The sequence below is a fragment of the Paenibacillus sp. 1182 genome (genome assembly GCF_017833915.1).
GTDB lineage: Bacteria > Bacillota > Bacilli > Paenibacillales > Paenibacillaceae > Paenibacillus > Paenibacillus polymyxa_D.
Genome location: NZ_JAFICR010000013.1, coordinates 100288 through 116209 on the forward strand (window position 1 = coordinate 100288; position 15922 = coordinate 116209).

The window sequence follows — 15922 nt, forward strand, 5'->3', positions numbered from 1 at the left end:
GCAAACGATCGCTCGCTGCCTCGCTTTTCATATTTTTGGCGGCTAGTACGTTTCCACTAAAGACTTCGCGCAAGACGTACAATTTTTCATTGCCTTTTTCCGGCTGGACTCCACCCATAGACAAGAGAACGTCACCGTTTTGTTCCGTCGTTTCGGCCAGTATCGTACGAATATGGTCATCGAGATGCAGCAAAAAGAGCTTGATATCGCTCAACAGATTTTGGGTACTTGTTGGGATGCCTGTAGTGCGTCAGTCAGTTCCTTTACAGTCATGTCCTGTTTGAATCGCAGTTCGTCCACAAGAGCCAGCACATCGTAGCCATAGGACGAGCGCTTCATGCTAAGCATCTCTTCTTCAGCCGATTTATACGAGACACCTGTATAAGAACATATCGGATTCTTGCAAGCATACGCCATGCTCTAAGCGTCAATCGTTTCGCTCTGTGTCGGTATTTTTTTATGCCATGCCGCATGGGCAGCAAAATGACTGCAATTTAGGAGGTTTGGAATACCTTTCAGGAATAAAGTATAAAAAACGGGAGAATTAGATATATTCTTTATTCATCGACAGCAAGATATGACATACGGTCACTCACAATAAACGTGATTTAGGGGTACCACTGAAATCATGTTTATTATAATCTAATTCAGAGAGGAAGAGGAAAATGAAAGTAGATCAAATGTTTGACCTTGATTTAAGAAAGAGCTATGAGGCCAGTGAGCTTAGCCCACAAGCTTCAATCATCAAAACAACCATTAAGGTATCCAAAGCAGTATGTAAAACTCTTACCTGTATCTGTACCGGTTCTTGTTCCAATTGTAAATAATTCATAAGCGATTCGTAAGTCAGGGGTAGTGAAATAGGCTACCCCTACTTACATTATGGAGATTGCATGATAAAACCTAATATATACAATTGGCATGTAGCCCGGCTGACCGATCATTTTAGTTGTGGTGCAACTGTTGGTCAGCCGCTTACTATCCTGTTTATTGATACAGGCGTCGATAAATCCCACTCAGAGATCCAAGGTAATCTAGTTGAGGCAGAATGCAAGTCATTTGTACCTTATGAGCCTTGTCTAAGCGATTACGTCGGGCATGGTACACAAATGGTTAGCTCTGTTACCGGCAAATATATATTGAAGGGGATATGCCCTTTCGCTCGGGTTGTTGTCTACAAAATTACGGACAAAAAAGGAATAAGCAAGCTTGAATGGTTGTATAGAGCGCTGGAAGAGGGTATTGCTAAAGGATATCCAATTATCAACGTCAGCTATCGTACAGAATATGAGGTCGACTTATTCGAGTTCAATAGGTTTCAGGCTTTGGTTGACTGCGCCAATGCGCAAGGCATATGGGTAGTCTGTTCCGCAGGAAACGATGGACGCGATATTACGCAGGAGTACAGAGTACCTGCGAATTTAAAGGGAGTATACCCAATTGGATCAACTAATAAGAACGGGGATATCTCCGGGTTCAGCAATACGCTCAACGATCAATTTTTTGCGCCGAGTGGTGATGAGTATGAAATCAATTACAACAATGATTGGGTAATGGTTGCCAAATCGAGCTTCGACACAGAGGATTACTTATATGAAGTGCTGGGATTTGACAAAGCATACACAGTGGGTATCGGTACGAGTATTGCCAGCGCCTTATTCAGCGGAGTTGTTGCCTCTCTTAGCGGAGAGCTTATCGCGCAGGGGATGAATGCCGGACGCACAGAAATGGAGTGTCTGCTCCGTCAAGGCGCGAGACTGATTGATGTTCAGCGGAATTATTATGAAGTAAGCCTTGCCGGTTCAATTCGTGCTTTAAGACAGATGAGAGGTTGATTGCATGTTGGAGAACTTTGAAATCTCGGAAAATTACATGTACCGGAAAACGTTGCTTGGCATGGAGTATTATACGCAGATATTTGATCATGAACAACTAGATGATGATGAATACCTTGACAGACTTGTACGGTTCGTTCAGCAGCAGGGGTTGATAGATTCCATTTATGTCTCCAGCCCCTCGACCTACGCTGCACTGCAAAGCCTGGAACAAGGCAGAACATTGAAGTCCAAAAAAAAGCGGAATCTTATCCTAAGTCTAAGCAAGTTCATTTCGCGGGCAATTTGTAGACCAACACCGTTTGGACTGTTCGCGGGAGTAGGCATTTCCCGATTTGGAAAAACGGGAGGCGCCGGGGAACATGTCGTCTGGGCAACTCCGGATTATAGCCTAATTTACCGCTTAATAGGGCTTTTCCATGGGGATACGGATGTCCGCAATGAATTGAGACTGAGTGTAAATAACACCTCTTACATTGACCATCACAGGCTCGTCATCTCTTATCAGACTCTGTTTGCAGCAGATCAGGAGGAACGAAGCACTGAAAATATATCTATTCTCAAAACCCCGGTCATAGATTTCATCATGAAGATCCTTGATAAAGAGCAGCAGACTTTTCTGCAGCTTATGCAAGCTATAAAAGACGCCTTCGGCGTGGATGACACGATCAGCACAGATTTTTTGCAGCAATTGATAGAACAAGGCTTTTTGGTAAGTGAGATGATTCCCAATCCTCGGGATAGCGCTCCTCTGGCGCATCTGATACGTACACTAAAGCTGCTTGCTACTCCCAAGGCAGCATATTACTCAGATATTTTGGAGAGAGTTGGACAAGCCATTCAGGACATTACAGTTGCTGCGGTCAAACGCGAAGGCATTGAGGCTGTCCGAAAACTAGTCCAGCTTATCCTTCCCGATTATCAGGGCGACTTGGTCAAAATAGACGTAAGACTGAATCAGGTAAATGAAATTCTATTGTCGGACAGCGATAGGCAATCGTTGGCCCAAATAGCTTCAATATTGAGCATGCTTTCTACGTACAGGAAAGAGGATACACTTTCCGACTATCGTCAGCAATTTACTGAGAAGTACGGAGTATATGAAGAAGTGCCCTTATTGCAGTTGTTCAGTAAAACCTTGGGGCTCGGCAAACCTGAAGAGTACAAGAGCCACTACCAGAACGGAGATAAGTACAGGCACAAGGATGAAGGCAGGTTCCGACAGCTTAAGGCGCTAATTGCGGAGTGGCAGACCGAAGCGCTTGTCAATCATTCGGATATCGTGCTTGACGAGGTCAAAATCCAACAGCTGTCTGAATTGAGTCTGGAGAATGTCCATGTCTCGTTCGATTTGTATTATTCCTGCATGGAGAATGAGCAAGGTGAAGTTACGTTTTATTTAAACAACAGAGCCGGATCATTGGAAGCGTGTCAGAGCTTCGGAAGATTTGCCTACATGTTTGACAAGGATAGCCGTGATGAAATCTTCAATTTTGTCAGGAACCCGAAGGATCAGAAAGCAGGGGAGAGCGCCGCTGAAATCTCATTTTACCCATTCAGTCCCAAAATAACTAATATTATGACGGCAGGCCCGACACCAGACCAATCTATGGATATGGCCACGTTTCCCGAGAATCGGAAATTAGATGTTTCCCAGCTGCTGGTAGGGGTGGAGGATTCGGGATACTTTTATCTGAAGCACAGGGAAACAGGCGAACTGGTATTTCCCAAACTCAGCAGCATGTACAATACAGAGCTGGCGCCTTATCTGATCCGGTTTCTGAATGATATTAATCTGCAGTATCAGACCGGATGGTCCCATCTGGAGGAGTATCTCTATGATTCTTCTTTTACACCGAGAGTAACCTATAAAAATATCATCATCTGCCCCAAAAAATGGACATTATATGCGGATAAACAGCTCCAGAGCGAAGAACAGTTTCTGTCCTTTCTGGAGGATTGGATCATAAAGTATAACATTCCGCGATATGTATATTTGGTGGAGCTGGACAATAAGCTGTTGCTGGATTTGGATCGCCATCATCATCGAAAGCTTTTGCACAAAGAATATACCCGGAATCCGGAAGGCAAGGCGGCCGTTATTATGGAAACGGAGAAAGAATTGTTCGCTTCCGCTAACCGATATATGGAGGAGTGCGTATTTTTTTGCAAAAGCCCGATGTTTCAGTACTTGCCGATAGACAGATTGTCTGCACAGGCTACCGATAAAAGCTTAAATAAAGTGCTGAGTTCTTCGGTGAATGCCGTTTATTATCCAGGTTCGGATTGGATATCCCTGCAGGTATATTACAATCAGGAAATGCTAACCGATTTGCTGGGCAGTGCGTTTAAGACATTCATGGACAATAGCGCCGAGTACTTCATTGACCAGGTTTTTTTTGTCCAGTATGCAGATAAGGAGCCGCATATCAGGCTAAGGTGCAAAATGTCGGGAAGCGTAGAGCATCAGCGTTTCACGGCCTTGAACTATGTTTTTGATTTCCTGAATACTGTAACCTCGTCCGGATTGGTTAGTTCCTATTCGGTTGTTCCTTACCGGCCTGAAATTTTGCGGTATGGCGGCGCAGCCTTCATTGAACAAGCGGAGAGGTTATTTGCTATCGATTCTTATCTAGTTTCAGGCTATTATGCAGGCAAGAGGTCAATTAATGCAACCGATCAGATGTTATTTTGCTGTACCGGACTTTTTGAGGTTGTGAACTGCGCGTATCCGCTGGCAGAAGATCAATTGAAGGCTATGGCTGCGATTATTGATCCAAAGAAATTCAGACAGGAGTATCGGGAACACAAAGAAGCGCTATTCCAAAGAATTCAACAGACCCGTTCCATATCCTTGCCAGCAAGCGATACAGGCGACAGGTTGCGGCAATACGCTGCATATTTCACGGCTATCCGGGAAGCTGACGACAGAACCAATTATTACGATGATATTATGTTCAGCATCATGCACATGTTCTGCAACAGAGTGTTCGGCCTGGACCGGGAAAAGGAAGAGCTTGCCCTACACCTGTGCTACTACAGTTTGGAAGATTATTTACAGGTAAGCAAATACCATGTTGCTTATTGAGGAGGAGCTTATGGCGGTCAAACAAGTCCCGGGAAATTTATCTGAAATAGTCAGGCAAAGCGCAGAAATTTACAAAGATATAGATACTGTAACCCTGCTAATCAAGAAGCACGCCATGCATGATTACCCTGAAATGGAGCTGATATCATTGGCTTCAGGATATCCCGGGATCAGCCTTCTTCTGGATAAACTAGATGAAGTCTACCCGGGGGAAGGGTGGGATGCGCTTGCTTTCAAGTACAATCAGGAGATTGTGCGCTTAATCGGCAATATACCGTTCCATTCATTGTCACTGTATACCGGATTGGCAGGTGTTATTTATCTGTTCAACGAGTGTTCAAGAGGTTCAACAAGATATACGAATGTGCTCTCACAGACGCTGGATATGTTTCTTAGCAGCTATGGGGAATTCTATGAGGAGACAAGGGGGAAATTGGAAGACTCCTTGATTGAGGATAGCGACTTGGATTTGATTTCAGGATGGACGGGGATTGCAGCTGCATTAATGGAGGTTAAGGAACGCCAAGACAGATACGCTGGGAAGCTGGATGCGGTGCTCCTTAAGATCCTTCAACTGATTACGGATGCTGTAGGCAAGCTGAGACATTTCGGGGAACTTCCCGAACAGACCATTTACTATAATCTTGGCATGGCGCACGGAATTACAGGAGCCATTAATTTGCTGGCTGTTGCACATCTCCGCCGCTACCCGTTAACAGGATTGAGAGAAGTACTGGAAGTTGCCAAGACTTTTCTACTCGGAAATATCAGAGAGTGGAACGGCACCCTTGTCATACCTAATATGTTCACACCGGATGAATCCGCAGAGACTAGTCGGAATCCAGGTTATCACAGAGATGCATGGTGTTACGGCACACCGGGAGCTTCTGTGGCTATGTTCCGGCTGGGATTGGCCCTGGAGGACAAAGCGCTGCAGCAGCAGGCTCTGCAATTGTTCAATACCGTCTACTCCAGACCAGATTCGCTAAGAAAGGTAATTTCACCGACGATCTGTCACGGCTATGCAGGCTTGCTCCTGATTCAGCACCATTTCAGCCGTACGGCAGCCATACCGTTCAAGAATGATTTTTTGCATCGTATGTTATCATACCGGAATACTCAAGAGGCAGTACCCTTTACAGACCTTGAGGGAAGAGTTGATGATCCGTTATCTCTCGATAAAGTAGGGCTGCTCGATGGATGTGCAGGTGTATTGCTGACACTGCTGACCTGTGATAATGAGAACTTGAGTACATGGAAGCAGATGCTGGTATTTAGCTAAAAGGAGGAGACGGTAATGTTCATTTTATTAAAAGAAATTATTACAGTCATGGTGGGACTGATTACCGATTTTCTCTCTTTTCAACTGGATGCATATTTTTATATTTGGTTTCTGGTCCTGTTTATTTCAAGCTTGGCAGCGACCCTGGTTCAACGAAGCGAAGGGACTATTACCTACAGCACAGCCGAATGTGTCGGAATAAATGTGCTAGTTGTCGTATTATACCTAGTAATCGGTACAATTTTGGCCAGATACTTTGCAAGTTTTGAGGATCAGCAGATTGTTGCTGGAGATAAGATTATGCTGTATAAAATTTCTTTTATGCTTACATCCGCTGTAATTATAGTGGATATTATACTAGATAGGTTGAAGAGAGGGCGGAAATTCTCCTACTCTTTGGAGTTTCTTGCCGGAAGCGCCGTGTGCTTCTTACTGTTCCAATTAAGCAACCAAACGGACTGGATAGGAACCAAGCTGTCGCTCTCCTATATTGTCATGGTAGCGATAGCCGCAGGTGTCTATACAATGGCAATGAAGTTTTTGCTAGAATACGAAAATCACAAAGAGAAATAGGTGATTAAGCCATAATGGAATTGAATATGGAGAGCACGGCATATAAAAAGATTGGTGAAGAAAAACAAACGGTCCATTCCTTGCTGGAGTTAATCAAAATTGCGAGATGGCCCAAGCTTGCGCTTGCTTGGAGCATCGTATTTACACTGATTTCCGCCGCTTTTTCATTAGTATTGCCGATCATTACAGGCAAGCTTGTCGATAAGATCTCAGCTATGGAGCTGACGATCCAGACCGCAGCTGTGCTTATTTCGCTGTTTCTGGCCGGAGGGATTTTAAACGCCGTGTCTTCTCTGCTCCTCAGATATGTGGGGAGCAAGTTTTTTCAGGAACTGCGACTGAAAATTTGGGAAAAAATTATCCATTTGCCGGTTAATTATTTTGATAACAACGAGAACGGCAAAATCATCAGCAGAATGACGAACGACCTTGCTATTGTAAGTAATTTTCTGGCTATCACTCTGCCTTCTATTCTGGCTGATGTCCTGATGGTCACTGGTTGCATCATCATGTTATTTGTGTTGGATTGGAGATTAATGAGTGTACTCGTTGCTCTGATTCCTATAACGGCGCTACTAATCTATCCCATTGGAAGAAGGATGAATAGAGTAGCGATTGAGGCACAGGATGCAGCCGCAGATTTTTCCGGTGAGTTATCCAAAATTCTCTATAACATCAGATTCATTAAAGCGACGACGTCGGAAAAGCTTGAAATGAAATATACTCGGGAGATACTTGGACGTATCTTTCGCTTGAACATCAAAGAGGGAATATTGTCAGCTGTCATTGAGCCGATTGTAACAATTATCATCATGCTAGCTTTGGTAGGAATGTTTTGGTATGGAAGCGCCGGCATTGCCGCTGGACATATCACTACAGGTACTTTGGTATCCATGATCTTTTATTTGTTTACAATGGTTTCGCCTCTGACCCAGCTCAGCAGTTTTTTCTCGCAGTATCAGAAGGCCAAGGGAGCAAGTAAGGAAATTTATACTATATATAACCAGCAGGATGAGAAGCAAGAAAAGTTAGGCAGTGTGCCGGACATGAAAAGTCATGATCAGAATTCGGATATCCTGCATTTTGCCAATGTTTCTTTCTCGTACAACCAGGGCCAACCGGTATTATCCAACGTGGAGTTAACCTTCAGAGGCGGTACCACTACAGCGATCGTAGGGCCTTCCGGCTCGGGAAAAACAACAATATTTTCTTTAATAGAGAAATTTTACTCAGAATATAATGGAGAAATCTATTACAATAATGTATATTTGGATAAGATTAGGACGGAAGAATGGCGTCGCAAAATATCCTATGTTATGCAGGATAGTGACTTACTGGTAGGATCAGTGAGAGACAATCTGGTATATGGCCTAAACAGAGACGCGGATGACCATGAGATTTATGCGGCTCTTGATACAGTAGGCTTGAAGGAGGTAATTTATCAATTACCGGATGGTTTGGATACCTTTGTTGGAGAAAGGGGAGTCAAATTATCGGGGGGACAGAAGCAGCGAATCCAGATTGCCAGATGCTTGCTTTCAGACCATGAGATTCTGCTGTTTGATGAAGCTACCGCCAATCTGGATAGCGAGTCAGAGCAGCTTGTACATGATGTAATCAAGCTTCTCTCCAAGAATAAAATGACCATTGTTATCGCTCATCGTTTGTCAACCATCTACAAAGCGGACCAGATAATCTTTTTGGATAAAGGAGAAGTAACGGGGGTAGGCACGCATCACGAATTAATGAGTTGGCATGATAAATATCGTGATTATGTTCAATTCCAGCTTCCTACACAATTAAGTTAGGGAGGGGCGGTGGCGTTGTATCATCAATTGTCAACGTGGATCATTGATAAATACTTTCAAGACGAAGAATTGGAAGCGGAGAAGCGTGCTTATGTGCTTTATTATCTAGAGAACATACTGGCTGGCACAGAAAAAATACTTCTTGTATTGGTCAGTGCCTGTTTGCTCGGTGTATTAGCCGAAACGGCTGCGATGCTGCTTTCCTATACAGTGGTCCGGCGAAAGTCCTTTGGCTGGCATGCTCGCAAGTCGCATCATTGCACCTGGGTCAGTCTACTGACCTTTGTGTTTCTTCCCTGGCTCTTAAAGGAAGTAGAATGGAACCGCTTTTTTTTGGCGACGCTCTGTCTGCTTTCTATCATTCTGATTGCCAGATACGCTCCGGCCGATACGGAGTGCAATCCATTGGTAGATCCGAAGTTAAGAAGAGCATGCAGATTACAAGCTATCTTTTTAAGTATAGTGTTTGTTTTCGTGGCCATCGCACTAGATTTTTATCCTTGGTTAATATTCGGGCTGTTTCTTGAAGCAGTCGTCATCACACCAGTATTCTATTCCATAATGAGAAGGAGTTATGCTAATTATGAACAATATCAAGAATATTAAAGAACACAGAAACAACCATACCCAGAGACTCAAGGCTAAGCTACTGGAGCATATGAGTAAAAGAGGTGAAGGAGGAGGGATTTGTTTCGGGTTGTTCTATGAACCAGTCAACCCAAAAGTTTGGAAATTGAACAAAAAATGATTACATCCGGCATTTATTTTTTGCAATACACCAGCTATCTTGTAATATATCATATGGTCAGCGGCAATGGTCTAAGCGTTTTCCGTATGAATTATAAGCTGCTGCTGTTTTTAGTCATGTATTATTTTATCGGAATAACAGCTCTGAATAACTTCGGACTGATTGTTTACCTATTTCTATTTGTGCTACTGGCATTATACGGGTGGTTGACCGACAAATATGAATCCTTGTGGGTCATAGGCTTCTACGCCATCCTTACCATCTTTATTACGACACTGCTGGGTTATTTCATAACGGTAATCAGCTATGCGGTTCCTTATGAATATAAAAACAAATGGACGGCGCCCTTCCTAACCGCTTGTTCACCTCCGCTGATCTACTTGGCGCTCCGAAAGCTTGTGTCTTATTTGTTTCCTACTCCGGCGGTCAGGCTTTTGAAGCTATATCGGATTAAGCTTATCGTCGGAGCTTCTTTAATCTTAGTCTTGGGGATCATCGGACTCGGACTCATTATCTATTCGGAGTGTGAAAGCAACAATCCGTATCCAAGCAGATTAAAGATTGTGTTGATGCTGATCGGCTTGACCTCCATCTTCCTGATGACGATCAATTGGCTGTATCGCTTCCTGCGTGAACGTGAGCTAGAGAAGAACAAGACGGAACAATACCTGCAGCTGGAGGCTTATATTATGGAGATTGAAAAAATGTACGAAGACATCCGCGGCTTCAGACATGACTATACCAATATCCTGTTAATGCTGGACGAGGGGATCAGAACTGGGGATTTGTCGATGATCAAGCGGATATATGAGAGTTCTATCCAACCTACTGCTTCACAGTTGAACGGATATTCCTATAGTCTGGATAACCTGATTAATCTGGACGTGAGTGAGCTCAAGAGTATTATTACATCCAAGGTGCTGGTGGCAAAGAAGCGTGGAGTTGACGTAAAACTGGAAATTGATAGCGGTATCAGTGAAATGTATATGGATATTATAGACCTTTGCAGAGTAATCTCTTGTTTCCTGGACAATGCAATCGATGCGGCATTAGAGACCTGCAATCCGTCCATAAATATTGTACTGATCCATGAAGACGATATTCAGACGGTGACGATACGAAACTCTTATAATCATTCTGCACTTGACGGGATTAAGGTGAATGATCTCTACAAACGGAACTTTTCAACGAAAGCGGACAATCGGGGTCTTGGCTTGTACAATATAGCAAAGGTGCTGCGCAGCAACAAGTATGTAACTTTGGATACCAAAAAGGAACCGGATTTTTTCACGCAAACATTAATTATAAAGAGAGCGACATCATGAATATTTTTATCCTGGAAGATCAGTTTATCCAGCAGCGCATAATGGAAAAGATGGTCCGTAAAAGCTGCGAGGAACTTGGCATCTGCTGCAGCAATCTCATTGTCACCAGTAAGCCGGATCTCCTGCTTTTTGAATCTAAAGCTTGTGCGAATAACTTGTATTTCCTTGATATTGAAATCTCGGGTTGCCAGATGAAGGGACTGGAAGTTGCCCAAGAAATCAGAAAATATGATATGTATGGGCATATTGTCTTTGTAACTACCCACGGTCATCTGTCTCCGCTTACCTTCCAATACAAGGTAGCAGCTCTTGATTTCATTATCAAGGATGCTACTCAGGATGAAATGGAAAAAAAGGTAAGAGACGTTCTTGCTGTTGCCCATCAAAGAAAGCCTGTGTTGGATGTCGATGATTGGTTTATACTCGACAATAAATTTACGAAATTTCAAATTTCCTTCTCCAGCATTTATTACTTTGAAACAACCGGTGTTCCCCACAAAATCCGTCTGGTTTCCGAAAACAGAACTCTTGAGTTTTACGGCGATCTGAAAGATATTGAGGCTAAGGACCCCAGGTTGTTCCGGTGTCATCGGGCATTTATCGTAAACCTGATGAAGGTGGAATCTATAGATAAGAGCAAGAAGGAGATCATTTTTCAAACCAATCAGAATTCCGGAGAAGCAAGGCGCATTATTCCCGTTTCCCGCCAATTGTTGAAGCACCTCTTAGATAAGATGGGAGACCGGAGCCTCCTGAACAGACCTGTTTACGAATAGAATAGATATGGAGGGCATAGTCCTTCGGGAAGAAAAGGGGAGGAATATGGAACAAAGATTATCCGTTCAAGCAGAGGTGAAGGGCATTGATGCCACCAGTTTAAAATTAATTGCAGTATTAGCAATGCTAATTGATCATATTGGAGGGCTATTTTTTGCCGATTTTTTGGGCTTTCAGGTGGTAGGCAGAATTACATTGCCTATCATGGCTTTTTTTGTAGCCGAAGGATATATCCATACCAGAAGCTTCAAAAAATATACAATACGCCTTGCTCTAACCGGGCTAGCCAGTGTGGTGCCTTACGGATTGGTATTTAAAGATTGGTATACTTCGGGAAACATCATGCTAACGTTGTTGATGGGCCTACTGGCAATATGGTTCTATGACAACACGACCAATCCTGTACTTAAATACTTGGCGATTTCGGCTCTTTGCGTAGTCTCTTTTTTGGGAGACTGGAGTGTAATTGGAGTGTTACTGGTTCTAGCTTTCTATGTCGCTCGCAAACAACAGAAGATTTACAACGGATGGATTATTGCAATAATTGCGCTTATGTTCATTTTCGGAGTCATCATTATATGGGCTGTTCCCGATTCGCTCAGCATCATGGGCATCAACGCCAGCACAATGAACGAATATCTTTATCCGTTTGCGATCGGCGGGGCCTGTATTTTTGCACTCCCTCTGCTATCCCGATATAATGGAGAGAGGGGAAAAGGCCCACGAACCTTTTTCTATTTGTTTTATCCGCTGCATTTGCTCGCGCTTTATCTGCTGAAGTTGGCTATTGATTATTACATATAAGAAGGGCTGTCTAATAAGTAACTAAAATAAAAAAATTGGACGGGAAACGACATGTTTTCCGTCTATTTTTTTATATAGTGCGATCGGTATGAATGATAACTTGGCGGTGAAAGTCCGCCAATATACGCAAAAATACCTTGCTTGGCCTCGTCCCGGATTTCATAACGATTAAGGTGAATCAGTTCTTTCTTCAGTATGCTGTGGAAGGACTGAACTCAATACAAGCATTGTCGAACACGACCGTAAGTAAGTGGTAAAATAGGTGTGTGATAGCGGTCCCACGGACTCTTCATATGTGGATGAAGCAGGGAATATTTTGAAGGTTGAAGGAGGAGCAGCATGAAGATTATGCCTTTACAGAAACGTGGAATCTCCGATAGTCGGCTGGCGCTTGGTTGTATGCCTTTTGGTGGAGAATGGAGCCATGCACCGTTTACGCAGGAGCATGTCGTTGAAGCGGAGAGAGCTGTAGAAGCTGCACGATCCATTGGGATTACGATGTTCGATCATGCGGATATTTATCGTATGGGGAAAGCGGAAGAGATTTTCGGTCAGATTTTAAAGGGACAGCCGGGCTTGCGTGAGCAAATCGTAATTCAGTCCAAATGTGGTATTTTTCTGCCAGATGGTACGCTCCCGGGCCGTTTTGATTTCTCATATGCTCATATTATGGAGTCCGTGGATGGGATCCTGAAGCGTCTGGGTACGGAATATTTGGACATCTTGCTGCTGCATCGCCCCGATCCGCTGGTAGAGCCGGAAGAAGTAGCGAAAGCGTTCAGTGAGCTCAAGGCATCCGGCAAAGTAAGGCATTTTGGCGTCTCTAATATGAATGTAAGCCAAATTCGTTTTCTGGAGCGGAGCCTGACGGAGCCGCTGATCGCTAATCAACTGGAGATGAGCCTGGCACATCTGCATTTTGTAGATCAGACCGTACATGTGAACCAGCAGGCGGGGACGAATGTACATTTTGGTGAAGGGTTGCTAGAATATTGCCAAACCGAGGATATTCAGCTCCAAGCCTGGGGACCGCTGGCGCAGGGACGTTTTAGCGGAGGTTCTTTGGAAGGGGCGCCTGAGCATGTCGTTAAGACGGCAGAGCTGGTGCAGAAGCTGGCTTCTGAAAAGGAAACGACACGTGAAGCGATCGTCCTTGGCTGGCTTATGAAGCATCCAGCACGGATTCAGCCTGTCATTGGCAGCGCCAATCCTGAACGAATCAAAGCATGTCAGGATGCGGAACGCCAGAGCGAGCTGATGACCCGTGAGGAATGGTATGAATTGTACGTCAGTGCGCGCGGACAAGCCTTGCCATAACTCGTTTAAAAGCCCTTTCCCTCGTCTCATTAACAGACGGAGGGAGGGGCTATTTACATGGATGAATCTCATATTTGCCTCAGTAGCTATTCCTCTTCGTAGCGTGCAAGGGCCTTGGCTGTTGTCTCCTTCATTCGTGAGATCAGCCGGGAGCCTTGGACGACCTTGACACGTTTGCCCAGGAAACGGATTTTGGATAACACATATTCACATTCGTCTGCCTGGAAAGTGAGTGTAATACGATAGGTATCTGCTTCCTGAACATATTCGACCTCTTTTTCAAAGCAGGAAAAAGCATATAAAATACGAGACATTTCACCGTTATATACAGGAACAATTTCGATGATGCCCTGTTCCTTGCGCGACTCCAGTATACCGAGTATACGTTGGGTGAATTTATCGGCCTCTTCGGGTAGAAGCTCATCTTCCGTGATGTTCACGATATTAGATAGCTTGGTAGACATGAGCGCGCGGTGTCTGCGATTATACCACAGCAGGCTCCATTCTTTTTTGACCATGGAAAACTCCAGCTTATATGGAAAACCGGACATTCGCTCATGCAAGCGTCCGTTGCGCAGTTTGTAGGTCACACAGATGCCAGAACGGGATCGCAGAATGGAACGCAATTCACGCAAGAGTGGATGGTATACCGAGACAGCAGGGATACCTGCCTTTTCCCGCAAACTTCCATCGGCCTCCAGCGGCTCGTCGTCTGCAAGTAATTGCCGAAGCTTATCAAGTGTAGCCGGGGTAAAACCCTCTGTCGCTGCCGAGTCTGCAAGCATAGATTTGAGCCAAATTCTTTCCTGTGATGTGGTAGCAAAAGCGCCCGATTCATCCAGCCGTGAGACGATCTGGTAGTTAAATATTTTCTCGAACAGGCTCATAATAGGCTTGCAGCTCCTTCCATTCCTGTCTGAATTCCTTCCGTAGCCGCTGAGGCTCCAATACCTCACAGCTTGATCCGAAGCTGCGAATCCACGGTTTAATCTCAGTGATTCCATTCACTGTGATTTCATAGATAAAGGATTCACTTTCCTCCTCCGCGATCGTACCCCATTGTCCCTGTGACAGCACACGTTCCCGAATAAAGTTGCGCTTCGCGCCCTCAGGATTGAAAAAACGTACCCGCACCTTCACAGGACGACCCGTATCAACAAGCCAGCTGTACCGCATTTTTTCTTCCAACACCGCTAGCAGATCGGCATGAAACTGCTCTGGTACAGGCTTGCCCTCCACCAATTGAGTCATGCCCTCCATACGAAACTTCATGATTCCTTTACCGCCTACATGACCCAGAATATACCAACGTCCATATTGATGATCATAGATGACTTGTAGGGGCAGAATGGTGTGTTCACGGCCGTCGGTCTCTTTTTCAAACAGCGGGTTTGTGTTTTGTGACCCGTACATGCTTCGTTTGGATGTCGAAAAATATAAAAAAGTTACACAGCGGCGTTGCCGAATGGCGTGTAGAAGCGGATGAATATGGGCTTCGTCCAGAATGCGTGAATAATAGTGGTATTTATATAAAAAAGGTTCGGCCATCTCCCGATCTCCGAGCTGACGGCGCATGGCTTTTTTAAGATGATCTCGCAGCAGATATCCCTGTACAGAGGGGAGCTGGGTGTTGGCCATAATGTCTACAAAATCATATAAGTCCAGCAGCTCCTCGTCCGTCAGTTCTGTCACCAGATCGTTGCGGACAGCATAGCGGTAAGGTCTGCCGCCGGGTTCCTTGCGAACGACGCCGACTTCAACCAGATATTTCAGATCGGAACGAATCGTTTTCTCATCCGGTAGTGAACTGTCGGAAGGCAGCCCGTTGCAGCAAGCATCCAATAGTTCCATGGTGGTCATAGGCTGTGACTGTAGCGCTGTCAGCAGAAGGGATAAGCGGACGCTTTCCGATTCCTTGAGCGATTTGGCCCGAAACAGAAATAACAATAATGGATCAGCCGATTCGTAATAATTAAAGCGCAGCATCTCATTAAAATCATGTCCGTGTTCCGCAGGCAACTGCTGTTGTACCGATTGGACAATTTCCTTGAGACGCCGGATTGTTTTATCAAAGGTATGTACCGAAATGCCCAGTCTATCTGCGAATTGCTGCCGATTATAGGCGCCGCTTGTTAATGTGAGCATACGCAGGAATTGAATTTCTTTATCAAAACTCTCTCTCGCCATGATGCATTCCCCGTTTCTGTTGCCGTTCTCCGAAAGTAAGTATCCCTTTATTCTAACAGGGAAGGGATGTAGGAAAAAGGGAAATTATTCATCCTTGTAATACTTTCACCATGTTCATGACTTCCAAAATAAAGGATTATAGGGATATAAGGTAGCACGATAAGTAAGAAGCAATACA

Annotated in this window: 14 protein-coding genes; 11 read left to right on the top strand and 3 right to left on the bottom strand. The window is 44.4% G+C overall.

The window, feature by feature from the left end; all coding sequences use genetic code 11:
- Positions 1 to 210: 210 nt before the first annotated feature.
- Positions 211 to 339, bottom strand: coding sequence for a hypothetical protein (locus JOD82_RS29565; RefSeq protein WP_256026159.1), 129 nt, complete (start codon positions 337 to 339; stop codon positions 211 to 213).
- A gap of 326 nt (positions 340 to 665) precedes the next feature.
- On the opposite strand from JOD82_RS29565, the gene JOD82_RS23100 reads away from it, so the two are divergent.
- The 11 genes from JOD82_RS23100 to JOD82_RS23150 all read left to right on the top strand — a co-directional run bounded on the left by JOD82_RS23100 (position 666) and on the right by JOD82_RS23150 (position 13557).
- Positions 666 to 827: an epilancin family lantibiotic gene (locus tag JOD82_RS23100; protein WP_080561132.1), complete on the top strand. Its 162-nt coding sequence runs from the start codon at positions 666 to 668 to the stop codon at positions 825 to 827.
- Positions 828 to 893: 66 nt separating this feature from the next.
- Positions 894 to 1835, top strand: a complete 942-nt coding sequence (locus JOD82_RS23105) for a S8 family serine peptidase (protein ID WP_209018268.1) — start codon at positions 894 to 896, stop codon at positions 1833 to 1835.
- Positions 1836 to 1839: 4 nt separating this feature from the next.
- Entirely contained in the window at positions 1840 to 4923 is a 3084-nt protein-coding gene (locus JOD82_RS23110; RefSeq protein ID WP_069012912.1) for a lantibiotic dehydratase, read from the top strand.
- A gap of 10 nt (positions 4924 to 4933) precedes the next feature.
- Positions 4934 to 6205: a lanthionine synthetase C family protein gene (locus JOD82_RS23115; RefSeq protein ID WP_069012940.1), complete on the top strand. Its 1272-nt coding sequence runs from the start codon at positions 4934 to 4936 to the stop codon at positions 6203 to 6205.
- Positions 6206 to 6220: 15 nt separating this feature from the next.
- Entirely contained in the window at positions 6221 to 6778 is a 558-nt protein-coding gene (locus JOD82_RS23120) for a DUF5823 family protein (RefSeq protein ID WP_016819877.1), read from the top strand.
- A 14-nt stretch (positions 6779 to 6792) separates the two neighbouring features.
- The gene (locus JOD82_RS23125; RefSeq protein WP_209949992.1) at positions 6793 to 8586 is read left to right on the top strand and encodes an ABC transporter ATP-binding protein; all 1794 of its coding nucleotides are present in this window, start codon (positions 6793 to 6795) and stop codon (positions 8584 to 8586) included.
- 9 nt (positions 8587 to 8595) lie between these two features.
- Positions 8596 to 9192 carry an accessory gene regulator AgrB gene (locus JOD82_RS23130; protein WP_256026160.1) on the top strand — a complete coding sequence of 199 codons (597 nt, stop codon included), beginning with the start codon at positions 8596 to 8598 and terminating at the stop codon, positions 9190 to 9192.
- 228 nt (positions 9193 to 9420) lie between these two features.
- The gene (locus tag JOD82_RS23135; protein WP_230585094.1) at positions 9421 to 10659 is read left to right on the top strand and encodes a sensor histidine kinase; all 1239 of its coding nucleotides are present in this window, start codon (positions 9421 to 9423) and stop codon (positions 10657 to 10659) included.
- On the top strand, positions 10656 to 11435 hold the full coding sequence (locus JOD82_RS23140; RefSeq protein WP_029517599.1) for a LytR/AlgR family response regulator transcription factor: 780 nt from the start codon (positions 10656 to 10658) through the stop codon (positions 11433 to 11435). The genes JOD82_RS23135 and JOD82_RS23140 overlap by 4 nt, the downstream gene beginning before the upstream one ends.
- 46 nt (positions 11436 to 11481) lie before the next feature.
- A complete protein-coding gene (locus JOD82_RS23145; RefSeq protein ID WP_029517598.1) occupies positions 11482 to 12240 on the top strand; it encodes a TraX family protein in 759 nt (252 codons plus the stop codon).
- A gap of 339 nt (positions 12241 to 12579) precedes the next feature.
- Positions 12580 to 13557 carry an aldo/keto reductase gene (locus tag JOD82_RS23150; RefSeq protein ID WP_039272461.1) on the top strand — a complete coding sequence of 326 codons (978 nt, stop codon included), beginning with the start codon at positions 12580 to 12582 and terminating at the stop codon, positions 13555 to 13557.
- Positions 13558 to 13643: 86 nt separating this feature from the next.
- Here the strand turns inward: JOD82_RS23150 and JOD82_RS23155 are convergent, their stop codons facing one another.
- Together JOD82_RS23155 and JOD82_RS23160 are read right to left on the bottom strand one after the other, a co-directional pair.
- The gene (locus JOD82_RS23155; RefSeq protein ID WP_029517596.1) at positions 13644 to 14444 is read right to left on the bottom strand and encodes a WYL domain-containing protein; all 801 of its coding nucleotides are present in this window, start codon (positions 14442 to 14444) and stop codon (positions 13644 to 13646) included.
- Positions 14419 to 15744: a helix-turn-helix transcriptional regulator gene (locus JOD82_RS23160; RefSeq protein WP_029517595.1), complete on the bottom strand. Its 1326-nt coding sequence runs from the start codon at positions 15742 to 15744 to the stop codon at positions 14419 to 14421. Before JOD82_RS23160 ends, JOD82_RS23155 begins: the two co-directional genes overlap by 26 nt.
- Positions 15745 to 15922: the final 178 nt, after the last annotated feature.